Raw genomic sequence first — 25991 nt, 5'->3', positions numbered from 1 at the left:
GGTGTGTGACTGAACAGGACAGGTTCAGACAGCAGCACTTCAATCTGACCAACAACCCGTCTCACGGGTAGTTGTCATTCGACCACTTATAAACATCATTTACCTTCGGGGACAATGTGACAAACATCGGAGATGATCAATGAAAAAAATATCAGGTAATTGCCTGGCAGCCGGGCTGCTGATGGCATTTGGTGGTGCTGCTGTGGCAGATGAAACCATCATCACCAACGACTTACTCAGTGCACCGGCCCAGGTTTTTTACAACGACACCCAGATACCCAGCATCACCGCGGCCACAGAAGAAGATGCGTCTTTTGTGCTGGGTTATCTGCACGCCAAAGACCGCTTGTTCCAAATGGATTACACGCGAAAAATCGCCCAGGGTAAATTGGCCGAATTGGTCGGCACACCAGCTTTATCCAATGACATCCAGTTCCGCACCATAGGATTTGAACGGGCAGCCAGGGTTTCGTTGCCTGCCATGAGCAGCAAAACTCAGGCCATGCTGAAAGCATACGCTGACGGGGTCAATTTCTGGTTGGATAACAATGACCTGCCGGTCGAATACAGCGGTTTGGAAATCACTGAGGTAGACCGCTGGTTGCCCATACATTCGGTGGCCATTGCCAAGCTGATTGCCTTTGACCTGTCTAATGATTTGCAGGAAATTGATGCCACCCTGGCGATCAATACATTCCAACAAGTGGGCGCGGCTGCCGGCTTTGATGGTACGGCATTGTTTTTTGAAGACTTGTATCGGGCAGCTCCTCCAGATGACCGGGTCAGTGTGCCTGGCTTTCTGGAGTCCATAGGTGGTATAGGGAAAACCACAGACAACCTGAAACAAACAATGATTGATTTTAAAATGGAACTCACTGACACCCAGCTTGGATTGCTGAACAACATCAAGAGCGAGTGGGAGAGTACCCCTTTGATCAGCGCCCTGAAAAACGACGGTAACTTCGACAAAGGTTCTAATGTTTGGGTGATCGCCGGTGACAAAACCGACAATGGATTTCCACTGATTGCCAATGACCCGCACCTGAGTCTTGATTATCCATCCACATTTTATCCGGCACACATGGCCGCCGAAACCGGTCTCAATGTGGCCGGCGTGGGGTTTCCAGGTGCACCGGTAACGGCTCAGGGCTGTAATGAAAACCTCTGCTGGGGCAGTACGGTTCATCCGGTGGATGAAACAGACTTTTATTTCGAAAGCATCAGAGTCAATACCTTTGGTGTTCCTACGCACACCGTATTTCAGGGTCAGGAAGAACCACTGGTGTGGATTTTCCAGGCATATTTCGCCAACGTCATTGGTGACGGAGTAATGAACAACACCGAAAAACAGGATGTGGGCTATACCTCCGGCGGTCTGACTTTCGTGGTGCCACGAAGAAGCTTTGGACCGATTCTCGATGTAGATACGGCCAATGCTCAGGCGGTTTCGATGCAATACACCGGTTTTGGCCCCACCAAGGAAATTGAATCATTCTTTGAAATGGCCAGGGCTGCTGACATCAATGAGTTCAAAACCGCATTGACCAAGTTCGATGTGGGGTCTCAAAACTTTGGCGTGGTTGATACCGCAGGTAACATCGCTTACTTCACCGGAGCTGAAGTGCCCATCCGTGAAGATTTACAACTGATGATGCAACCGGACGGGGTGCCACCCATGTTCATCCGTGATGGCACCGGAACCCGTATGAATGAATGGATGACACTGACCAATCCTGATATCAATCAGGCAACCAACAGTGAAGTCATTCCCTTTGATCAAATGCCATTCAGTGTCAATCCGGACAGTGGATATGTCGCCAACGCCAACAACGACCCCATCGGTGTATCACTGGATAACAACGTACTCAATCAGGTTCGGCCAGGTGGCGGATTGTATTACATTGCCCAAGGTGGTTATTCAGCCTATCGTCAGGGACGCCTTGACCGGTTGATTCAGGAAGACCTGGATCGGGGCACAGTGAATGCGACTGACATGAAACGTTATCAGGCCAACAATCAATTGCTGGATGCAGAACTGATCATGCCCCACATCATGAATGCCGTGAACCGCGCATCAGCCAGTGATGCATGGCCCGGAATCGCCCAATTCCTGGGAGATCCAAGGGTGGTTGAAGCCGCTGGATACTTTACCCAATGGAATTTCAGTACACCGACTGGCTTGGCAGAGGGCTATGATCCGTTCGAGGATCCTTTTGCGCTCAGTACCCCTTCCCAAGATGAGGTCAATCACTCGATTGCGGCCAGTATTTATTCAGTTTGGCGTTCTTTGGCAATACAAAATACCATTGATGCCACCCTGGCTGGCATTGATTCGGCCATTGGTCAGAACGTAATGTCTGCCAATCGTCCCGGCAGCCGGTTTTCCATCAATGCATTTCAACACTTTTTGGATGCTTTTGAAACCAATCAGGGTTATGGTGCATCAGGCATCAATTTCTTTACTAACCCATCTGCACCAAGCCGGGAAGACGCCCGTGACTTTTTAATCCTGGCCTCTTTACAACAGGCATTGAATCACATGGCAGGTGACGATTTTGCCAGTGCCTTTAGCAACTCCACTGACCTGGATGATTATCGATGGGGCAAACTGCACCGCATCGTGTTCTCTCATCCGTTAGGGGACTCACTGTCCGTGCCAAATGGATTATTTGGACTACAAACTGTTGACGGTTTGCGTGGAGTGGCCCGTGCCGGTGGCTATCAGGTATTGGATGCCTCATCACACAGTACCCGCGCTGACAGCAGTGATGAATTCATGTTCAGCTCGGGGCCGGCCCGGCGGTTTGTGGCTGAAGTTACACCATTGGGTATCGCAGCTGAACAGATCATTCCAGGTGGGCAGAGTGGGGTGGTTACCTCAGGTGCCAATTACGTTAATCAGCTGTTCTTTTGGCTGGTTAACGGCTACCTGCCGCTGATCACAGATCTGGATGTCATTGTTGCCATTGCCAATGAAGTGTATACATTTGAGACCAGATAACACTGAATGATGTCTTGACCATCCAGCGGGCTTCAGGGATGAAGCCCGTTTATCATTCTGATGATGCAGGGTCATCTTCAAGCAGTAATTGCTCTTTGAATGCCAGGAAGTTATTAATCACTTCATCACGACGAATCTGATTTGTATAGAGATTCATGTTGATGATCATGAGCGTTGAATGCTCACCTGGTGCAAATGAAGTCTCAAACATCAACCAGTCATTTTCCAGGCTGATTCTCTTACTTTGCTGATCCCTGATCATTTGTCCTTTCAGAGGTGAGCATAAGCCAGTATTGGTACCTTGATGCCCAAGAACCATGGCTTCAATGGCTCTTTGATCCAAATGCGAAAGCAGCCTGTTCATGACCGTCGTAGTCACTGTGTCTTCAATTCTGATGCATTTTCCGTAAATCAGGTTCATCATGTTATGCTCATTTATTTTGGCCGGATACTTGGTAAACGAATCAAAATTTGTGTCTCCAGTTATGTGGTTTAAACGCTGACTGGGTTGTGTCAACTACCCAGTCAGTCCACCAATGCATTCATGGTGTGGTGAGCTTTTGATGGCGGTACGCCATGCCCATCAGCACAATCAACAACAACACCAAAGCCCATCGGTCGGTTGCCGACACCGCAAAGATCGCACCCAAAACCGTTGGATCTCCCAGTTCAGGAGTTAGTGGGGCATCTGTTGGAATTGGTGTTTGTCCGTCATTGGCATCATTGGTGGCATCACCATCATTGTCTTCATCCCAATTGGCGAATGCCTGGTTTTCGATTTGAACTTCACCACCTGCAGTGATTCTGGTGGAAAACTGAATCACAATTTCATTCATCAAGTCAGCTTGCGCGGCATTGATTGGTGCGCCAAAATCAGGCGCAATCAAAGCGGTGAGCTCCAATTGATTCAGGGCGGCATTGAATACCGGGTTGGTGCAATTACTGCTTCCATCAGCCACACAACTGGCTGATCCTGGCACATACACTGTTCTGTCTGGAATGGGGTCAAAAACAAACACTGGCAGATCACGGTCATTGTTGGGATTAAACCAGTAAAAAGTCCAATGAATCAGTTTGTTGTCATTGGCGTCAAATACTCCAGTCTTGATGCCAACAGGAGGTTCCAAAAACAAGCCTGTGCTGTCGGTGGATACATTGTTACTCATATCCGGATCCACGCCATTGCTGCCATCGTCGGCGATGCTGGTGGTATTAACCAATTCATTGACGCCTGCACTTAAGGGGTCATCAACCACCACAGCAAAATCAGCCATTCCGATGTCACCAACATTCAACGCACCAACACTCAACAGGCATTGGCTTCCGGCAGTGTTATCAGGGACACAAGCCCATCCTGCTGTGCTGCTGCCCGGACTGAAAGTACTGTGGTCTGGTACTGTCTCGGCGATGATCACACCGGTTGCATTCTGGGTACCAATGTTTCCATAATCCAATACATAGACCACCAGTCCTCCGGGAGCTGATGTGATGTCATTATCGGTTTTGTTGATAAACAGGTCTGGCAAAGCGCCAACTGGTGTATTTTCACTGTCTGCATTGTTCCCGGGGTTGGTATCGGCACCATTGTTGCCATCGTCAGTGATACTGACTGCATTGTTGACCAGGTCAACTCCGCTTGGCAAAGGATTAACCACCCGCACAGCAAACAATATTTGCTGTGCAGGGTCTCCGGCAGCCAGATTTCCAATCAGAAACTGACAAGGACTGGCAGCTGGTGCTCCGTCAGCACAACTCCAGCCGATGGTGGACGCCGCGGCATCAAAAGTACTGTGATCAGGTACGGTTTCAGCAATCACCACACCTGTGGCATCTTGAGTGCCGACGTTGGCATAGTCCAAAGCATAAACAATCACATCACCTGGAGCCACCACCGAAACAGCATCGGATTTGTTGATGGTCAGATCCGGAGCAGCATCCACCGGTGTGATTTCATCATCAACATTGTTTGAGGTGTTTGTTTCAGCACCATTTAATCCGTCATCTGCGATTGAAACCGTGTTGTCAATTTGGGTAACTCCTGATGGTTTGGGGTTAAACACATCAACGGCAAATACAACAGACCCGGATTGCCCACCATCCAGGTTGCCAACCACCAGGGTACACGTACTTCCAGCCATGTTGCCTGGGACACATACCCATGGATCGGTGTTGGCTCCGGGATTAAAAATGGTGTTGTCTGGTATGGTTTCAGTGATCACAACCCCTGAACTGTTTTGATCGCCAAGGTTGGCATAATTAATGGCGTATATAATGGTGTCACCAGCCGATGCTGTGATACCACCATCATCTTTGCTGATACTTAGATCATGTTCTGCAACCACTGGTGTTAACGTAGGATCATCCACATTTCCAGTATCTGGGTCATCGGTATCTATTGGCGAAAATTCATTTGAATCCACTGATCCCTGATTGCTGATTTGAGTTACCCCAACTGGGAACGGATTGTTGATCAAAACATCAAATGTGATACTTAAAGAATCCATGGACAGCAATGTTCCGACGTCTATGAAAACGCTGGTGTCACCTGCCGTATTACCCGAAAGAACAACTCCCTGGCTGGTGGTGACACTGCCCACCACCAGTGTGGTATTCATATCCGGTGCGTCACTGAATGTCACACCAGTGGCATCTCCCGAACCGACATTGTTAATCACAACGGTGTACCTGATGGTGTCTCCCGGATTCGCCTGACCATTGTTGTTACCATCAAGCAACAAAGCATCGGTTTTGGTGCTGTCTAAATCTGAAAAACCCAAGACCGCAACATCAGTTAAATCAGAATAATCACGTTCGTTGCTGTCTGTACCTGGCAACGAATTGATTTCCGTGACCGTGGCGGTGTTGTTAATGGGGTTAGGTAACACCACATCGTCCCTCAACAAAGCTGAGAATACAAATACCAATTGTTCGTCAGGCTCAAGCGAATAATCAGGGGAGCTGCCCAGAGGATCACTGCTGATCTCTACTGTGGCAAAACCGGCACCTGCTATCTCGCTGAACACGAAACCTGCGGGGATCACGTCTGCAGTGATGCTGGACAAATCCCAAATGTTGCCATCGAGCACATCGGTAATGACCACATCAAAAGCCGGGGCTGTGCCACCTGTATTCGATAAGGTCAGGGTAATGGGCACCCGTCCATTGACGAGGGGACCCATTTGCTTTTCAAAATTCAGGTTGGGTTCAACCACGTCAACTTCAGCCAAAGACATCAACGGACCAGCCGATCCGGCAAAATCAAAAGATGCATTGTTGATCACTGTATCACCACCGGTATTCAGCGGATCATCCAATAACCGCGCAGTGACCCGCACACTGATTTGGTCATTGATGTCAACCAGACCATCTGGCAGATTTGTGATGGTGCCAAAATCAAAAACCACTTGATCATCTACGGTATCCACATCAGTGTCTGTAATGACCGGTGTTCCTGGCAGACTGGTGGTCACATTGCCACCCAATCGGGTGACTGCTGCTGAGACCACTTCCATCAGCGTTCCGCTGCCTGCCAATGGCAAGTTATCCTGAATGATCGCATCAACTGTATTTCCTTCTGGCAGGGTAATGGTGATGTCATAATCCACCCATTCACCGATGGCCAGGTCAGGCAACAAAGGATTTGCCTGGTCATCACCGGTTTGTGCCACAGAAGTGGCAGTGGTGGTCTTGATTAACGCCGGCACACTGGTATCAAAACTGGCATCAGCAGCATCAATTCCCCGGCGAGACTGACCGGCGACAAACACCGGAGTTGAATCATATTGTAATGCCGCCAGGTTCTGATAAGTGCTGTTAGGGTTGACGGTATTGGTGACCTGAACCTGATAATCAATGGTACAGGAAGCCGTGGTCAAATCGAGGACTGGGAAGGTGAATGTGATATTGGGTTCACCACTGGAGTCAGTCACCAAAGATGGACATGAACTGGTAACTGTGGCGTCATTGATCCACTGAGTCCCAGGAACCGGCAGTATGTCATTGATCACCACATTGAATGCATCTGCTGTGGATGCGACATCATGGCTGATGGACAGTTGATAATTCAAAACATCTCCCGCATCGCCAATGACCACCGCAGGCAAGGTGGTTTTGGTAATTGATAACACGGGTTCAACCACATCTACCAATGCCGTGGCTCGCAACATACCACCATCAAAATCAATCCGGGCGTTGTTAATCACATCATCGGCTCCAGATTGGTTCACTGGTTCATCGACCAACACGGCCACCACTTCAAAAGTCACCTGATCTCCGCCATTGTTCATGCCATCTGGGGTGTTTAACACATCTCCAAGAACCCAGTTAACCTGATCATCATAGCCATCGGCATTGGAGTCCGTAGCGGTGCCTGGGGTGCCTGTTGTGCCCATGCCCAGTGAAATCTGGCTGCCCACAGAGACAATCTGTGAACTGATGACATGGAGTAGGGTGCCTGTTGTGGGAAGCTGATCTGAAGCAATTGCCTGTGGCGTGGTGCCCTCTGGCAATGTCACCGTGAACTGATAGGTAACCAATTCACCAATGGTCAGATCCGGTTCTGCTCCATTGATTGAACTACCAGTACTGGATTCTGAAGTCATTGTAACCAGTTTGACCAAGCCTGGGGCACCAATGGTGATGCTGTGTCCATCGTTGTCACTGCCGGTTCTTTGCTCGTTGATCAAACCAGGCATTGAATCCCACTGAAGCTGAGCCGTGTTTTGTATGACTTGCCCTGGTGTTACGGTATTGGCCAATGTCACATCAAATGAAATCACTGTGTCTTGCCCCAACGGATATACACTCCATTCAGCGTTGATGGTTCCACTGACTTCAGTCAATGAATCAGGCGCCAAACCCGACACCGTTTGCAGGTTTCCGGCGAACAACCACTCAGTTGGCAACACGTCAACCAACCGAGCATCAAATGCCGTGGCGCTGCTGCCATTGGCGGCGAAGTTACTGGCAGTCAGGATGACTGTAAACGTATCTCCAGCATCCCCGGTATTTAACAGACTGGTTTTATCGATGGCCATCAAAGGTTCTACGACTTCCACATCAGCAAAGACAGTCGCATCCACACCTCCATTGAATTGAACCAGTGCCGTGTTACGTAATACTTCGACCCCCATATTGGCAGGAATATCAGTGACCTGGGCGATCACATGAACCACGATCCTGTCTGCGTCATTGACGACACCATCAGCGGCATTGGTCACCTGGCCGAAATCAAAATTGATCACATTATCAGGACCTGTGGTGGGAACTGGAAATGAATTGGTGACGGTCAGGTTGGCACCTTCTGAGATCACAGCTGCACTGATCAATTGCATCTGACCTGCAGCAGAATCTGGTAATGTATCTGTGATGATGACTTGAGGCGACACGCCTTCTGCCAGAGTAGCTATGATTTCAAAGGTCACGGACTCACCAATGGTTAAATCAACCAAAGAACCATCACCCTGACCCGAAACACCTGCCGATTGTTCGGTACTGGTGGCGCCCAGCACTGTTTTACTGGCTGTAGCAGTCGCTACATTGACCTGTGTAGAGCCATTGATTTGTGGATAAACACGGCCACCACCAGGCAATGAATGATAAGTGGTTACTGATGCGGTGTTGTTGATTTGGGTACCCGCAGTTACGCCTCCTCCAATACTGGCATCAAAAGTGATGGTGAGCACATCCCCCGGTTGACCGGTGCGATTGATGCTACCAACGTCAATCAGGATGGTGTCGTCGCCGACGGTATTTCCACTTGTGACAGTGCCTGCACTGGTAACCACAGATCCAGACACCAGGGACAAGTGAACATCAGTCAATAAGTCTTCCACCGCCACATCAAAGGCCGGACTTTGTCCGATATTGGTCACTGTAATGGTATATGAAACCACATCGCCGGCATCTCCGACCATTGGACTTACGCTTTTACTGATGATCAGATTGGGCTCTCGCACCCGTCTGTTCGGGGCATTGGCTCTGACATCACCCTGGGCCAAGTTGGTGGATACAAAATCCACCCGGTTGTTGCGGTTTACACCATTTGATATGGCCGCTGAGTCATCAACCAGCACATCGTATATCAGGGTGAGGGTTTCACCAGTGGCAGAACTGGTTAAGGTACCCAGATCAAGCAGCAAATCCCGGGTGCCGGTTCCGGTGGCTGCAGCAAGTACACCCGGAAAGCCACCAGCCACATCAGTCGCAGCGCCAGCAGAGGCATTCAGCGAAATCACTGAATCAAGCAACAGACCATTATCCAACCGGTCAATGATTTGTGCACCATTGGCCACCCCTTCTGGCAAGGTGACAACCACCTGGTAGCGAATCAACTCACCCACTGTGATGGTATTGTTAACCCCATCAACGTCCGGTGTAACTGAAACCACAGTTTTACTGATACCCGGCATAGCTGAGGTGATGGTGGCGTCATCAGTTTGTGACGGGAATCCGCCACCTCCTGAAGCTCCTGTAAAACTCACAGCAGCAGAATTAACAATGGTTGTATTGAATTCCAGACCTGAATTTAATGAACAATCCAAAGTCACCAGGGCAGTGTCATCAGCAAACGGAGCACCTATTGAGCCATCATTAGCTGCCAAAGGATTGGTCAACATCAAACCAGTGGCGATGGAACCACTGGTGGCCAGAGGGGCTCCCGTACCATCTGTCACTGATGAAACGGTACAACTGTCAAGATTGGTGACCACTGGATCAGTGATGACCACATCAAAGGCCCTGGCTCCACCCGTGTTTTCCACGGTGATCATAAAAAGAACCGAATCATTGGCATCTCCACCAGTGAGATCACCATCTACCGGCAAAACCGATGCCGGAGGTGATATATTGCCCTGGTCAGCGCTGAGTACTCCTTTGGTAATCACCAGTTGGGGTGCCCTGACTTGAATGTTTACTGGAGTGACGTTGGTAACAATGGTGGTGTCGGTGTTTTCCGATTGCACAGCCAGGATGTTCGATAAGTTGAGGTTGTCAGCAAATGGATCCGTGGTGATGGTAACGGTGAGGTCAACAGACAATGTTTGTGCACTTGAAGTGGTGATGTTAGGCCAATTAATCGCCACACTGTTGGTGGCGCCATTTGTACTGATGCTGGTCGGTGTCAGGCCAAGTGTGTCATCTGGACTGTGTATCACATCCACACCAAACGTGGTGCTGACTGTGGTTGCATCCAACACAGGTAGTGGTAAGTAATCCGTGAAAATGATGCCATTGGTGTCCCCAGATGGAATGGCCATTGAAAGACGATAGGTGACCGAATCGCCCGGTTCATAAAAAGGTTGAAGGTTGACCACGTTTTTGGTGATTTCGACAGGCCTGATGGTGGTTGAATGACTGGATGTTTCTGCACAGGCAACGGCTCCAGCAGTGAGGTCATAGGATGATGTAATGAGGTTGTCAAGCACATCACTGGCCAAAATGGGGGCTGAGTTGTCATATGCCTGATCGATGGTGGCCTGATAGGTGATGGTGATCTCAGGTGCACCACCAGTGATGGCACCACCGTTGGCGGCGGTTAAATCAAAAGTAAGCGTTGTGATACCTGCCACCTCGCTGACACCAGCCGTGATTGGGCCGATCGAAGAACTTTCAGATCCATTTACAAAGGTAAAGCCATCATCCATTGTATCGGTGATGATCAACGCATCAACAGTGGTGAATTCTGACAATTGTGCACGCAAAGTGAAGGTGATGGTGTTTCCAGGAGATGCCACTGATGTGTTGGCTGATTTCTGGATACTCAGGTGTTCTATATTGACATCACTGGTGGCCACTAACTGGGGTATGGCCATGCCCATAAACTCACCATCCACAGTGGCATTGTTGGTTTGAGTTGACGCATCACAGGTTGATAAATTCAGGATGTCATCAAAATATCCACTGTATGAAATACTCACATCGTTGCCGCCGGTTCCGTTGATACTGACGCAACTGACATTGATTGGGCTTGTGCTGTTCAACACGCAGCCGGCTGATACCGTAACCGAGGGGAGATCAATAATGAAACCAGTTGGCAGGACATCATTGATCACTAAATTATCAATGGTGTTATTGGGAGCCACTCTGGCAATGAGATCATAACTGACTGGCCAGTCATCCCCCGGAGGTCGTTCGCCTTCGGGTGCGTTGTTGCTCTTTTCGAATTCGATCAGCGTTGGAGTGATGTTGAAGTCAACAGAGGAACCTGTGATGGGGCCGTTGTCTCCAGTCGCTGTATCCCCAAATTCATACACGGGTATAACCTGGACGTTAAGGGGATCATTGACTGTGGCATTGGGGTCTATGGTGTAACAGATTGAAATATCCAGCGGCAAACCACCATCAACCACTGAACCGACCGGCGGCTGAAGTATATACAGCACATCACCTTCATTACCACTCACCTGGCTGCCGGTGATTGGATCGGTCAGTTGATTTCCTGGTGCAGCTGGAAAAGTGCCAACCGGGGTAATCGAAACAGCACCGCCAAACAAAGTGGCTGAATCAAGACTGAGTTCTGCAGGCATAATGACTTGTAGATATGGGCCAAATCCTGGCGAACCGGTGTTGCTCAAAGTCACATCAAAACAGGCACTGCTTCCAGGAAACCCTGAATCATCTGCAACCGGATCCACAACCGGTGTTTGAGCCATGGCCCAACCTGTACATAACAACAAAACCCAAACCAATATGCGTTGCAACATTTCATAACCTCAGATTTAAATGATGCTTCTATCTTGGCATATGTTTTATTTTTTTTTGTGAAAGTACATCCTTATTGAACTGATCTTTGCACTTGTTTACATTTCTCAGCCGTTGATTCGAATCGAGTGAGCTGATTGCGTCGTTGACCGACTCAATAAAACTCATCTGTCAATGATTGTTGGAATTTAGCAGAAAATGATCAGGAAGATTGCCCCATCAGCCGCTTGAATTTGCTGACAGTGGCCCGCAATGGTGTACGTGGCTTGCTGGGCGCTCGTTTGATCAGGTCTGCAAAGTCCCCAGCGTGCATGGTCAGCATACCACCATGTGCAAGTAACACCTGCCGACTGTCCAGATCGGCAATTTTCTGCAGTGACCGTCGGTATTTATTGGGGTGAAATACCGGAAATGGACAGATGAATCCATGACGCAATTTGATCAGCAAATCAGCCACATAAACCTGTTGTGATTCCGCGTGATATACCGATAAATCACGGTCGGTGTGTCCCGGCGTTTCCAGTACCTGCCATTCGGGAAAGCCGGGGATGACCGCGCCATCTGTTAAGCGAACATCAGGTTTGAGTTTTCTGCTGTACCAGACATTTTTTACGCTTTTGTTCAGCCGCCTGGCTACATAGACGGTCAGCACCACATCAAGCCAGTGCATCAACAAACCATTCATCCCCCGGTACCACTGCGACTCTTTATGTGCTGAAATAATCTGGCAAGCAGTGAGTTTTCTGAGTTTATGAGCGGCTCCAGCATGATCAGGGTGCATGTGAGTCACCACCAATGCTTTCAGGTCAGTCAATGGACGTTTCAGGTTGTCTTTGAAGAACCGTTTAAGCATCGGCACATCGGCCCGGCAACAGCCGTCCAGTAAGAGCAAGCCATGAGGATACTCAACCAGGTAAATGGACTGGATGTATCCATTCAGGTGGTGTATTTTCATGACAAACGTTTTTGGATAAAGCCCGCTGCCTGTTGGAGGGCTTCTCTGGCCTGTGCAAATAAACTGGCAGAAAAGTGAAACACGTGCCACATTTCTGGGTAAGTCATCAAAGTCACCGGAATACCTGACCTCATGGCCTCTTGCTTTAGTGACAGGCTGTCATCCAGCAGTACTTCATCGGTACCCACATGAATCAACATAGGTGGCAGCCCGGTCAGGTCTTTATCGGTCATACAGGCTTCCGCTTTAATGGCTTCAGAATCTGACAGGTAATTACGGGCCATTTGTAAGCTCCAGCCCTCATTGATCACCGGATCCACCGCATATTGTGAACGATGACTGGCGGTTTCCCGGCTCTTGTTGACCCAGGGTGAAATCAGAAATAAACAACCCGGTTGTGGGACACGCTGCTGTTGACACCTCAAAGCCAATGCCAGCGCCAGACCACCACCCGCCGAGTCCCCGGCAAATGCCAGGTGTTCAGGCTGAAAACCCTGTTCAAGCAATGACTGATAAACTGCTTGGGCATCATCCAGAGCTGCGGGATAGGGGTGTTCCGGAGCCAATCGGTAAGCCACTGAAACCAGTGGTATGCTGGCATAGGCCGACAAGTGTGAACAAAGGTCGCGGTGTGACTTCGGTGAGCCAATACCATAACCACCACCGTGGAAATAAATGATGGCCTTACGAGCTGGAAATTGCCTGGGCTTAAACCACCATACCGGAACCCCGCCTTGGTCTTTTTTTATGATGGTCATGCCTTTGGGTTTCCTGCCGTAACCTCCCAGCAGATTAAGTCCTTTGCGTTGCAGCCACAAAGGACATTTACTGTTGAGGAACAGCCGGGAAGTCAGTTTGACCAATTTTCTCATGGTGGGTGTTGAAATACTGAGCATATGGGTTCTGTTGGTATTTACTGCTTATTTTAACTCAGTGGCGCCCTGATGTTCAGTGTTCAATGCCCGGCCATGCCATAAGCTGAATAAAACGGGTACCAAGAACATGGTCAGGATCAGCGTACTGACCATGCCCCCAACCATCGGAGCGGCCAGTCGACTCATTACTTCTGAACCTGTTCCACTGCCTGACATGATGGGTATCAGCCCCAAAATGGTGGCAATTGCCGTCATCATCACCGGACGTATCCTGCCACAGGCGCCAGCGATGATGCGTTGAGTTAACTGTGTTTTGTCCCTGATGGATCCATCTGCTATTGCCTGATTCAGGTACAACAACATGATGACGCAGGTTTCCACAGCCACACCGGCCAAAGCGATCATCCCCACGCCCACTGCCACAGACCATTGATGATCAAGCCAATACAGTAACCAGGTACTGCCCACCAACGCAAATGGCAGGGTCAGCATGATCAACCAGACTTCATGCCAACGTTTAAAATTCAGGTATAACAAGACCACGATCAAGCCCAACGTTAAAGGCACCACCAGGTTCATTTTTTGTTGGGCTCGTTGCAGGTATTCATACTGACCGGCCCATTTGATTGCATAGCCAGGTGGTAAAGCCAGGTGTTCGCTGATTTGTTTTTGCGCCTGCCTGACATAGCTACCTACATCGGTGTCCCGTATGTCAATATATACCCAGGCATTGACCCGGCCGTTTTCACTTTTGATTGCCGGAGGACCACTTTCAATATGAATATCTGCTACTTGTCCCAGGGTGATGTGCGCTCCTGCCGGGGTAATGACAGGCAATTCTCTGAGCTGTTCCGGGCTGTTTCGGTAACTTTGTGGAAACCGCAGGTTGATGGGATGTCTTTCGTTGTCTTCAACGGTATAAGTAATCACTCTGCCGCCCACGGCATGGGCAACCAATTCCTGTAACTGTTGAATGTTCAGACCCAGGGAAGAGGCTTGCAGGCGATTGATATCAATCTTAATATACCTGCCTCCAGCCACTTTTTCAGCATACACCGAAGCTGTTCCTGGCAGTTCACCAAGCAGCTGTTCAACCTGGCTGCCCAGTTGTTGTAAGGTGTCCAGGTCAGGTCCGGATATTTTCACCCCTACGGGTGTTTTGATGCCAGTGGCCAACATGTCAATCCGGGTCTTGATGGGCATCACCCAGGCATTGGTTAAACCTGGAATACGGATCAATTGATTCAATTCATCAATCAGGTCCTGCGTGGTCATGCCCTCTCGCCATTGATCACGTGGTTTAAGTTTAATGTATGATTCCATCATGGTCAGCGGGGCAGGGTCGGTGGCGGTTTCTGCCCGACCCATTTTCCCCATCACCAATTCCACTTCCGGGCGGCTGGCAATCAATTTGTCAGTTTGCTGTAATAACTCCCTGGCTTTGCCGATGGAAATACCCGGATCAGTGGTGGGCATATACATCAAATCACCTTCGTCAAGGTCTGGCATGAATTCACTGCCCAATTGTTGCAGTGGCCACCAGGCGCTGAGGGTCAGAACCAGGAAAAGCATCACCACTGATTTGGGAAATTGCAGCACCCACTGCAACACCGGTCGATATACATTAATCAGCCAACGTCCCAGTGGATTGTGTTGTTCAGCCCTGATGCGACCTTTGATGAATAATCCCATCAGTACCGGCACCAGGGTGATGGCCAGGATGGCAGCAGCGGCCATGGCAAAGGTCTTGGTATATGCCAATGGGGTGAATAACCGGCCTTCCTGTGCTTCCAGGGCAAAAATAGGCAAGAAACTCACAGTGATGATCAGCAAACTGAAAAACAAAGCGGGACCCACTTCTGTTGCTGAACGCGCTGTGAGTTGCCATTGAGTGAGGTCTTTCAATGCGGGATTTTCCTTGTTTTTATGCATGTTTTCCACCATCACAATGGCCCCGTCTATCATCGCACCTATGGCAATGGCTATCCCCCCCAATGACATGATATTGGCATTCAGACCCTGCCAGTGCATGACAATCAGGGCCATGACAATGGCCACTGGTAAACTGATGATGGCCACCAGTGAAGAACGCAGGTGGAACAAAAAGGCCACGCACACCAATGAAACCACCAGAAACTCCTGCCACAGCTTATCCCACAGATTAGTGACAGAGCGTTCAATCAGGTCAGACCGGTCATACACAGTGGTCAGTTCAATACCCTCAGGCAGACCTTTTTTCAAATCTTCTAATTTGTCTTTCACGGCATTGATGGTTTTTTGAGCATGTTCTCCGTAGCGCATCACCACAATGCCTACAGTGGCTTCACCCTGTCCATTGATGTCAGCCAGCCCCCTCCTGGCAGCCGGGCCCAGGCGTATTTCAGCCACATCACTGAGCAACAAAGGGGTTTGCTGTAATGACAAACCCAGGGGGATGTTCTTCAAATCATTGATGTTCTGCAAATATCCATTGGTGCGTACCATATATTCTGCCTCGGCCATCTCTATGACCGATGCGCCAACTTCCTGATTAGATTGGGCTATGGCATTTTTGATATGAGCCAGTGGCATGTCATAAGCTTTGAGTTTTTCAGGGTTGACCACAACCTGATATTGTTTGACCATACCACCCAAGGTGGCCACTTCTGACACCCCCGGAACAGACTGTAACTCATACTTGAGAAACCAATCCTGATAACTGCGCAATTCGTGCAGGTCATGCTGACCTGAGGGATCGGTCAAGGCATACAAATAAACCCAGCCAACACCGGTCGCATCAGGACCCAGCTGAGGAGATGCTGTTGCAGGCAATTGAGCGGCCACCTGGTTGAGGTACTCCAAAACCCGGCTTCTGGCCCAGTAAATGTCTGTGTCATCATCAAAAATCACATAGACAAAGGAATCTCCAAAAAATGAATATCCCCTGACGGTTTGAGCACCAGGCACAGCCAGCATGGCTGTACTCAGTGGATAAGTCACCTGATCCTGGACAACCTGCGGTGCCTGTCCCGGATAACTGGTTTTAATGATGACCTGAACATCAGACAAATCAGGAATGGCATCCACCGGAGTGTTTCTGATGCTGTAAGCTCCGTAAACCAACAACATGGCAGTTACCAGTAACACCAATACCCGATTTCTGATGGACCAATGAATGATTTCAGTGATCATGAGCAGGCTCCCCATTCACCGCGTGAATGGCGGTGATGATGAAATCATTGCCCCTTATTTCGAAGGTGAAATCAAGTTGACTGCCAGGTGCCGGCATTGATAAATGCCCGGCTGACTGAAAGTCCATGGTAGCAGGGGGACGGTTCCATTTTTCGATACCATCACGGGAAATGTTGATGAGCTGACCATCTATCCGGTTAATCACACCAGTGGTGCGGGCTGACTGAACCTGCTGAGGGTCTTGGCGCAACTGTTCCGGTGCCGCATAACGCCTTAAGTCAGATTGCTTACTGGACTCAGAATCCAGCAAAAACTGAGCTGAAATCACCACCTCATCACCCGCTGTCAACCCATCAAGCACTTCCACATATTCATCACCCATGCGCCCCAATTTGACAGCCACTGATTTAAACTGACCTCCACCTTGAGCCCATACCACCCGATCTGCTTCAGCCGTTCGGATCACCGCCGATTGAGGCACTGCCAACACCGTTTCACTCATCGCCGGCATCACAGTCACATCGGCAATCATGTTGGGTTTGAGTTGGCCATTTTCATTATCAAAAGTCAGACGGACCCGGGCGGCTTTGCTGCGTTGATCCAAAAACGGATAAACAAAATCGACTTCGCCGCTGAATTGCTGGCCAGGCAGGGCGGCCAGTTGCATGCTCACCTGCGTACCTTCGGAAACCCAGGCGAGGTTGTGTTCAGTGAGTTCGGTCTCCAGCCACACAGATGACAAATCTGCCAGGCTCATGACCTGATCTCCGGGTTGCACATAAAATCCCTCACGAACTGCCAGGTGACTGACCACGCCGTCATGGGGAGCATAAAATGTCATATTTTGCAGTACCTGATTACTACGGGTAATGGATTGAATGGTTTGCTCACTGATTTGCAATGACTGCAGCCTGGCTTTGGCAGCAGTGATGAGCCTGGTTTGTTGACGGTTCACTGCAAGCAAGTATTCTTCCTGGGCGTTGATCAGCTCAGGTGAATACAGTGAAAACAATGGTTGTCCCTCTGTCACAGCCAAACCTTCGGATTTAATGAACAATTGATTGATCCAACCAGTCACCCTGGGGTGCACATGGTATAACTGGTTTTCGTCAAATCCAATATTACCCACGGTACGGATGCTTTTCCGCAGTTGAGTTGACGAGGCCTGAGTGGTGCGCACGCCCAGTTGATTGATGACTTGAGGTTGAATGCTGACCACCCCTGGAGCGGCTTCAGCTGCTTCGTAAACCGGCACCAATTCCATGCCCATTGGTGACAACCCAGGCCCATCCTGGCGAAAATTGGGATCCATGGGGGCCACCCAATACAAGGGTTTACGTTCACCCGGTGAAGCGGTGCGGCTGGTCGAATAATGTGTGGTAAACCACCAGGTTAACCAAACGGTGATCAGCAGGCTGATCAAATATAATACATGCGGGGTCTTAGTCTTCATGGTTATCTCCTTGGGCAGACAATTGATCAAGCAACTGGCGGCTGTCTGAAGCTGTCAGCAGCAGCAGTTTTAATTGCAGTAAACGGGTTTGGGTGTGTAGTTGGTTGAGGGTAGACCGGGCATGATACCAGCTCAGTTGGGCTCGTAATACATCAGCAAAATCAGCCCCTTCATTGGCATAAGCAGTCATTTGAACATCGGCGAGCTGTTTGAGTTGTGGAAGCAATTGCTGCTGATAAAGTGTCGTGCGTTGAAGCTGGCTTTGCAGTGATTGTTGACTGGCCAACCAGGTTTTGTGCAGTTCTCTGAGTAAAGCCTCACGGTCGGCTTCTGCCGCTTGCAAAGCAGATACCTTTGCTTTGATCAAGTCTCCGGATCGCTGTTTGTTAAATCCTGGCAGATCCATGCTGAAACCTATACTGAACAAATCATCCCGATTGAGTCCATTGGGTGCATCATCCCGGTATCCATAACTGGTTTTCAGGGTCACCGCTGGCTTCTTTTGCTGTTCGGCAAGCTCTACAGCTGTTTGGGCCTTGATAAGCCGTTCATTGGCTGCTTGTATACCGGGGTGACGCAACAACGCCTGCCATGACATTTGTTTGGTGTCAACCGAGGGAATGTTAACCGCTGTTGTGGATACCCTGACACGACGGTGTTGGGTGACTGCCTGTGAAGAGAACATCATTGCGGCCAGTTCGGCCTGAAGTTCATTCAGTCTTTGCTCCAGTTGTTGTTGCCGGTCTTCATTCTGTAAAAGCTCCAGTTCTGCCTCAATCAGGTCTTGCTGTTTCACTGCACCGTAGGCATTTCTGTAGGCGGCTTCACTGAGTGCCAACAAATCTTCAATGGCATGCTGTCGCTGGTCGTTCAATGACAGGTCTGAATGAGTTTGCTGAATACCCAGTATCAAAGTTGCGGTTTGCTCCAACAAGGTAAAACGCCTGTGCTCAGCCTGCCAGCGCAGGGCGTGGCCCTGTTGTTGATACAATGCAGTGGTCAATTGACGGCTGTTCCCGCGGGGTAATTGTTGTGCCAGTCCCAATCGCAACTGAGACATGGGCTCCTGATTAAAATCCAATCCATCCAGTGTGAGGTTATTCAGATCTGCTGAGAACATCAGGTTTGGCAATGCCGCTGCCTGTTGTGCCAGCGCTGATGATTCATCCCTTCTGGCTAACAGGCTTTTCAGTTCAGCGTCCCTGGCCCAAACCTCAGAGACGATCGAACTCAGCGTGCTATCGGTGTCACTTTGTGACCGAACCTTCAAAGGAGTCAAGCTGATCAAAAACACCATGAAAATGAAATAAATACCATTATTATTCAATGGTATATCCTTGTTTTTTATAGTAATGTATATGTTGCAATAAGGCATAATGCCTCCCATCAATAAAAGAAGAATGAACAGGCACAAGCCTGCCGATGGCTGTCTTCAGGACGGATTGATCCTGTGATGGTTAACTGATGGGTGGACGAAAAAGAGCGTCCGCGATGGTGCTGAACAGCATGGAAGAGTGGTTAAATCTATGTAGATCCTGTCCCTTTGCAGGAAAGGCCGTCGACTGTTGAGTTAACAACCAATTGCTCTGACACAGCAGTAAGCTGCATTGACAATCCTCACAACAATCCATGGTTGGTTGCTGTTTTGCATTTGACTGTAATGACTGTTGCTCATGAATTGGACCATGGCCCATGGCCGCATGGTGATCAAGTGGTTTGTTCTGGTCTGGGGCTTGACTGTGTTTCATTTCACACGACTGAACCTGTTGTCCGGCCAGCTGGCCAAACAACAAACAAAAAACGGTCAGTCGGTAAATCAAGCTCATTTATTATCCAGTTCAAGACTCTCTGTTTGCAGCCTCTATTGTATGTCCATCACTGTGAAAATTCAATGTATCCTGACCAGGTGACTAACTGTGAGCTTATTAGTTTCTGTGTGATCTTCAATTAGCTGTTTTTATCGCTGCACAGTGGCTTATAATCAAGTCCAGTACAATGATGCAGTGTTCACTGCAGGAAGACCAAAATCGGATCATGACAACGAGAAACCAAGCATCAGACGAACTGATCATAGGTGGCCACCGGATTGAAAAAGGTGATACCAAAAAAATTGAATTACCCACTGTCAGGTTGTACACAGACACCAACATGGCCATTCCCATTTTTGTCAAACGGGGGAAAAAACCAGGACCGACCTTGTTCGTATCCGGAGCCATACATGGAGATGAACTCAATGGCATTGAAATCATCAGTCGTCTGATCAACAGTAAAACCATCAATCCCCTGAAAGGAACGCTCATAGCAGTGCCCATCGTCAATGCCTTCGGGGTATTGAATCAAAGTCGTTACTTGCCTGACCGCAGGGACCTTAACCGCAGTTTTCCTGGTTCGGCCAAAGGTTCTCTGGCTGGGCGCATTGCTCATCTATTCATGCAAGAGGTGGTGGTAAAATGTGATTATGGCATCGACCTGCACACCGGAGCAATTCATCGCAGCAACCTGCCACAAATCAGAGCCAACCTCGACGATCCGCTGACCCTGGGTATGGCCGAGGCCTTTGGTGTTCCGGTGCTGATCAATTCCAATCTCAGGGATGGGTCATTGCGGCAATGTGCTGATGAGCATGGAATTCACATGTTGCTTTACGAAGCAGGGCAAGCATTGCGATTTGATGAACTATCCATCAAAGCCGGGGTTAAGGGTGTCACCAATGTCATGCGCCATCTCAAAATGCTGCCCAAACTCAAGCCCAGAAAAAAACCATTTCAACCATTTGTTGCGACCGAAAGTAAATGGGTCAGGGCCTCTGACAGTGGCTTTGTGATTCACAAAAAAGAACTGGGAGATCACGTCAAGGAAAACGAAGTACTGGCGGAAATCAAAAAACCACTGGGTGATGTCTCAGCACAGATACTCAGTACGGCTGATGGCATCATCATCGGTAAACAAAACATTCCCCTGGTTCAGGAAGGTGAAGCGGTTTATCACATTGCATATTTTCAGAAACCCGGTCGGGTAGAGGCCAGTATTGAACAAATGCAGGAAACCTACGACGAATGATTCAATGATGATGATTGAACATTGCCTTGGCTTCCAGTTGCAATAAATGTTGTTTACGGGATAATCCACCCGCATAGCCGGTCAAACTGCCGTCGGCACCAATCACCCGGTGGCAAGGCACAACGATGGACACTGGATTTTTACCGTTGGCCGCACCCACAGCCCGCATGGCTTTGGGGTTGCCGATGGCAATGGCGATGTCCCGATAACTGGCCACCTGACCATACGGGATGTCCTGCAAAGCCTGCCACACTTGTTTTTGAAATGCCGTTCCATTGACATCCAATGGTACATCAAATGATGTTTGTTGACCCTGAAAATATGCATCCAGTTGCTGTGCGCACATTGAGGTGTGTTCATTTGGACAGTCAGCTTGCTCCGGCGGTTTAAAATACAAGCTGCTGATCCCACGCCTGGTGGCGGTGATGGTGATGGGCCCAAGGGGCGATTCATACGTTTGTTGATGGTTTGTCATTGTTGCCACATTTGAAAAGTCAGATAACTGCGCCAGGGCGCTGCTTGTTGTGCATCAAAATCAGCTGGGAACAAGCGCAAAGCTTTCTTTACCCCGGCGTCCCCGTCCAGATATATATCAGGGGCACCCATACCCCTCAACTGCGTATATTGAATCGTCCAGGGGCCAATGCCTTTGATGGATGCCCAGTCAGCAGGTTCACTGTCAGGGTACCTGAGTAGATGAGCTGCCAGGTTTCTCAGGGTTTGTTTACGGCTGCCAGGCATCCGCAAAAAGTCCAGACTGCGGTTTTCCAGCACCGCTGGCTCGGGGAAATAGGTTCTGCCATGGGCTTTCTGACCCAGTTCATCGATTAATTGCTGCGTTAATTGGCAAGCTGCTGAAACACTGACCTGCTGTCCCAGAATGGCTCGCACACCAGCTTCAAACAGCGACCAGGTGCCAGGCAGCCGCAAGCCTTCATGCCACTGAAAAGCTATGGGCAACAAGGGTTGCAGATGTTGCCTGATGTGTTCCGCATCAGACTCCAGGTCAAGCACCCGACGGATTTGATTCACAACGGTACGAAGTTGTGACAGATCACTCCAATCAAGACGGACATCAAAAGCATGTTGAGTGGGTAAATGAGTGGCAGTGAAAAAACCTTGCTGCCCATTCAGCGATATGCTCCGTCCATAGGCACTTTCACTGAGCTGTTCCAATCCTTTCAACACCCGGACCGAAAGGAAACGGTGCATGGCAGTCCAGTTGTAGGGTGGGCGGTAAAAGAGCTTCAGACGCAAATCACTGTTCTGAGCCTCCGCCGACCGTCTCCTGATGTCTGAGGGGGTGACCAGCAACATTTTTTTGAAGCAATCATTAAACCTTCTGACACTGTTGAAGCCACTGGCCAATGCCACTTCAGACATCGCCAGGGAAGTCTGGTGAATCAACTGTTTGGCAAACAGGCATTGGTGATACTGCGCAAAGTGCTTGGGGGCTGTTCCCAGGTTTTTTTGAAAAAGCTGTCTGAGGTAACGGTCAGTGATCCCCAGGTAAGACGCCAATTCACCGAGCCCATGGTCATTGAGCCAACCCTGCTGAATCAATCGCATGGCCCGTTGCACCACTGACTGACTGCCAAGCCAGGCAGCTGAACCAGGAGCACTGTCTGGCCTGCAACGCAGGCAGGGGCGATAGCCAGCAGCAGCGGCTTGGGTCGCGGTTCGGAAATAACTCACATTATGTTCTTTTGGAGGAGTCGCCGGACAAATGCTGCGACAATAAATACCAGTGGTTTTCACTGCAGTAAAAAACCGCCCGTCAAAACGGGCATCACGGGCCAATCTGGCTTGCTGAAACAGGCGGGTTTGTTGTTGATCGGTGATGGCTGTCATGGGTTCATTGTAAATCAGCATGGGCTATTTCATAGCCATTATCGGAACAGAATCATTCAAATCATCCTTCAGCGCATGCATCCAAATCCCAAGTATTCGGGCTCTGATTCTGTATCAACGAAAAAAAAGTGGCGGTGCTGTCAACCCAAAAACCTACTCAACCGTTGAATGTATGTAACTGGAGGAGAATTCTGCTATGCATAAACAATCTGTCATCACAATCATGGGGCTTCATCTGCTGATATTCAGTCAGACGGTTCATGGCGTTGGTTTACACCCCGGCTTAAATGGCTCATGGCATAACCCTGAACAAAACGGACAGGGACTGGTGATTCACATTGCACCAGCCAACAACCTGTTGTTTGCTGCCTGGTTTACCTACAGCGAAGCAGGTGGTCAGCAACAATGGCTCACTGCCTATGGTGATTTATCAAGCCAACCAGTCAACCTGACCCTAACCAGCAGTACAGGCGGCGGCCTGAATGTTTCCGATCCAACCCCACAACAAAGCGTGTGGGGCAGTGGGCAACTGACTTTTCATGACTGCATCAGTGCGACTTTCCAATTCAGTGGAAGCAGTGAAGGTCAGATTGAGTTAACCCGCATAACTCCGCCAATCAATTGCATTGAGGATCAGCCATGAAACCGTTGATGGCGATTATTCTGATGCTTTTTTATACGCTTCACAGCCAGGCCACTGAACACCATATCAATGTATACGAGAATCGAATTGATCCGGAAGTTTTGATCATTGAAAACGGTGATCAGATCACCTGGCACATCGTCAATGGGCGTCACCAGCTGATCAGCTCAGAAAACCAGGCAGGATTTGGGTTTTCATCACCAGTGTTGCCTCCGGGTGCGCAATTCACCCTGGACGTAGAAACCGGACAGTCAGGAGAAGTGGCTTATGGCACGACATTGAATCCCTTGCTTTCTGCCGCTTTGGTGATCGAGGGACCTGCTGTTGATTACCTCATTGATGAAGGCATCAATGCCCATTTTTATAATCCGCAAACCGACGGTCAGGGTCTGTTGCTTGAATACGTCCCCAACACCCAAATCGTGGTGGCTTATTGGTTCACTTTTGGTGCCAACAATGAGCAACAGTGGATGCTAGGCACAGGCACACCACAGGGAAACCAGGTCACCATGAACATGTCAGCCACAACTGGAGGTCAACTCAACAGTGATCAGGTGGTTTCTGAAGTTCCCTGGGGCGAGTTAACATTGATTTTCACCGACTGCTTTTCAGGTGAGGCTCACTACAATGGCCGCGAACAGCAGTTGTCTGGTTCCTTTCCATTCCAACGACTTTACCTGGCGGAGCTGTGCCAATGATGAACCTTACATTCAACAACAAAACCATCAACGATGAAACTATCCGCCAGGCAGCCAGCCAATTACAGGCGGCAGGGTTAACTCAACCGCCAACAGCCCGAGCAGCCACGACTCAGAAAAGTCAATCTCAATCAAACCATGAACAACTGATTAACCTGCTGAACAGGATCACTTACGGTTTCAGCGAAAGCGAATTGGCATTGGCAGAACAACTCGGTTTTGATGGTTACCTCAATTATCAGCTCAGCCCGGAAACCATGAACACCAGTAATGTTGAAGCGCTGTTACATCAGGTGTTTCCTTCGCTGAGCATGAGTTATGAGGAAATCATCGACCGGTCACGAACTGACAATGACTTTATTCCTTCATTTGAACTGATTGCAGCAACCCTGATAAGGGCGGCATATCAGCCCAGCCAATTGTATGAAATCATGGTTGAATTCTGGTCCAATCATTTCAATGTCAACTTATTTGATGGGCCGATACAGGTGTTGAAAGTGATTGATGACCGGGACAACATCCGGCCTCATGCATTGGGTAAATTCAGAGACCTTCTGCATGCCAATGCCAAAAGCCCGGCCATGCTGATCTATCTGGATGGTTACACCAACACGGCTGACGGACCGAATGAGAACTATGCGCGGGAATTAATGGAATTACATACGCTGGGGGTCAATGGTGGCTTCAATGAAGATGATGTCAAGGAGGTGGCCAGGTGCTTCACCGGCTGGACCTTGTTCGAACAAGCCGATGACCTGTTTTATTTTTATGCACCCAACCATGACACGGGTACAAAGACCGTGTTGGGGCAGGGCATACCTGCCGGCGGTGGCATTGAAGATGGCGAAACCGTGTTGGATATACTGGCGGCTCACCCCTCAACAGCTCACTTCATTGCCACTAAGTTATGCCGTCGCTTCATCAGTGATGCCCCACCTAAGGAAGCGATCGATGCAGTCAGTGAGACATTTCAGCAGACCGATGGCGACATCCGTGCCATGTTGATCACGTTATTCAGCACCGATGCTTTTGGCCAATCGACTCAGGCCAAATTCAAAAGACCTGTGGAATATGTGCTCTCCCTGTTTCGTTCATTACCACAAACCACGACAGGTCGACCGTTTGAGTTTTTATACCGACAAGTCAACAACCTCGGACAATTGCCGTTTTCCTACCCGGCACCCACCGGATTCAGTGATGTCAGTTCGGCCTGGCTGAACACCAATGCTTTGCTGGACCGCTGGAACCTCGGCTTTGCACTGGCATACGGCGATTTAAACCCCGGCAGAAATGTGGATGACAACAACCCCCAACAAGCGGTTGCAGGGGACTTTCTGGCCATTCAGATGACGGCAGTGATTGGTGATGCCCGAACACCAGCTGCCATCACAGACCTCATCATTCATCGCCTGTTACACCGCAAACTCTCCAGCAAAGACCGCGATGCACTGATTGAACTGGCTGGCGGTGAATTTGCCAGCACCCAACCATTGCCTCTGGATCTGGCCGTAGATGCTGCACGCACCGTGCTGGCGGCACTGCTGGCTTCCAGACACTTCCAACAACGCTGAACAGGAATACTCC

General features: G+C 49.4%; 14 protein-coding genes. 5 read left to right on the top strand and 9 right to left on the bottom strand.

Annotation, left to right across the window (positions count from 1 at the left end; genetic code table 11):
* Positions 1-139: 139 nt before the first annotated feature.
* Positions 140-3001, top strand: coding sequence for a penicillin acylase family protein (locus B0475_RS03015; protein WP_077409957.1), 2862 nt, complete (start codon positions 140-142; stop codon positions 2999-3001).
* Positions 3002-3053: 52 nt separating this feature from the next.
* On the opposite strand, the gene B0475_RS03010 is transcribed toward B0475_RS03015, so the two are convergent.
* From B0475_RS03010 to B0475_RS02980, 7 genes are all read right to left on the bottom strand, one after another.
* Positions 3054-3425 (bottom strand): hypothetical protein, encoded by a 372-nt coding sequence (locus tag B0475_RS03010; RefSeq protein WP_157892664.1) that lies wholly within the window; start codon positions 3423-3425, stop codon positions 3054-3056.
* A gap of 118 nt (positions 3426-3543) precedes the next feature.
* Positions 3544-11703 (bottom strand): isopeptide-forming domain-containing fimbrial protein, encoded by an 8160-nt coding sequence (locus B0475_RS03005; protein ID WP_077409955.1) that lies wholly within the window; start codon positions 11701-11703, stop codon positions 3544-3546.
* 200 nt (positions 11704-11903) lie between these two features.
* Complete coding sequence (locus B0475_RS03000) at positions 11904-12656, bottom strand: MBL fold metallo-hydrolase (protein ID WP_077409954.1); 753 nt, start codon at positions 12654-12656, stop codon at positions 11904-11906.
* Positions 12653-13528 carry an alpha/beta hydrolase gene (locus B0475_RS02995; RefSeq protein ID WP_198538087.1) on the bottom strand — a complete coding sequence of 292 codons (876 nt, stop codon included), beginning with the start codon at positions 13526-13528 and terminating at the stop codon, positions 12653-12655. The genes B0475_RS03000 and B0475_RS02995 overlap by 4 nt, the downstream gene beginning before the upstream one ends.
* A 48-nt stretch (positions 13529-13576) precedes the next feature.
* Positions 13577-16702, bottom strand: a complete 3126-nt coding sequence (locus B0475_RS02990) for an efflux RND transporter permease subunit (protein WP_077410615.1) — start codon at positions 16700-16702, stop codon at positions 13577-13579.
* Positions 16692-18155 (bottom strand): efflux RND transporter periplasmic adaptor subunit, encoded by a 1464-nt coding sequence (locus B0475_RS02985; protein ID WP_077409952.1) that lies wholly within the window; start codon positions 18153-18155, stop codon positions 16692-16694. Before B0475_RS02985 ends, B0475_RS02990 begins: the two co-directional genes overlap by 11 nt.
* Entirely contained in the window at positions 18145-19482 is a 1338-nt protein-coding gene (locus B0475_RS02980; protein ID WP_198538086.1) for a TolC family protein, read from the bottom strand. The genes B0475_RS02985 and B0475_RS02980 overlap by 11 nt, the downstream gene beginning before the upstream one ends.
* 707 nt (positions 19483-20189) lie before the next feature.
* Between B0475_RS02980 and B0475_RS02970 the strand changes: the two genes are divergently transcribed.
* Entirely contained in the window at positions 20190-21215 is a 1026-nt protein-coding gene (locus tag B0475_RS02970) for a succinylglutamate desuccinylase/aspartoacylase family protein (RefSeq protein ID WP_077410613.1), read from the top strand.
* 1 nt (position 21216) lies between these two features.
* Here the strand turns inward: B0475_RS02970 and B0475_RS02965 are convergent, their stop codons facing one another.
* Positions 21217-21690, bottom strand: a complete 474-nt coding sequence (locus tag B0475_RS02965; RefSeq protein WP_077409949.1) for a methylated-DNA--[protein]-cysteine S-methyltransferase — start codon at positions 21688-21690, stop codon at positions 21217-21219.
* Positions 21687-23087: a DNA-3-methyladenine glycosylase 2 family protein gene (locus tag B0475_RS02960; protein WP_232781832.1), complete on the bottom strand. Its 1401-nt coding sequence runs from the start codon at positions 23085-23087 to the stop codon at positions 21687-21689. The genes B0475_RS02965 and B0475_RS02960 overlap by 4 nt, the downstream gene beginning before the upstream one ends.
* A gap of 175 nt (positions 23088-23262) precedes the next feature.
* On the opposite strand from B0475_RS02960, the gene B0475_RS02955 reads away from it, so the two are divergent.
* The 3 genes from B0475_RS02955 to B0475_RS02945 are packed head-to-tail and all read left to right on the top strand — an operon-like array spanning position 23263 to position 25978.
* On the top strand, positions 23263-23709 hold the full coding sequence (locus B0475_RS02955; protein WP_077409948.1) for a hypothetical protein: 447 nt from the start codon (positions 23263-23265) through the stop codon (positions 23707-23709).
* Positions 23706-24407 carry a hypothetical protein gene (locus B0475_RS02950; protein ID WP_077409947.1) on the top strand — a complete coding sequence of 234 codons (702 nt, stop codon included), beginning with the start codon at positions 23706-23708 and terminating at the stop codon, positions 24405-24407. Before B0475_RS02955 ends, B0475_RS02950 begins: the two co-directional genes overlap by 4 nt.
* The gene (locus tag B0475_RS02945; RefSeq protein ID WP_077409946.1) at positions 24404-25978 is read left to right on the top strand and encodes a DUF1800 domain-containing protein; all 1575 of its coding nucleotides are present in this window, start codon (positions 24404-24406) and stop codon (positions 25976-25978) included. The genes B0475_RS02950 and B0475_RS02945 overlap by 4 nt, the downstream gene beginning before the upstream one ends.
* The last annotated feature ends 13 nt before the right edge of the window (positions 25979-25991 follow it).

Source organism: Marinicella sediminis, from assembly GCF_002000055.1.
Taxonomy (GTDB): domain Bacteria; phylum Pseudomonadota; class Gammaproteobacteria; order Xanthomonadales; family Marinicellaceae; genus Marinicella; species Marinicella sediminis.
This window is presented reverse-complemented; position numbering and strand designations above follow the sequence as displayed.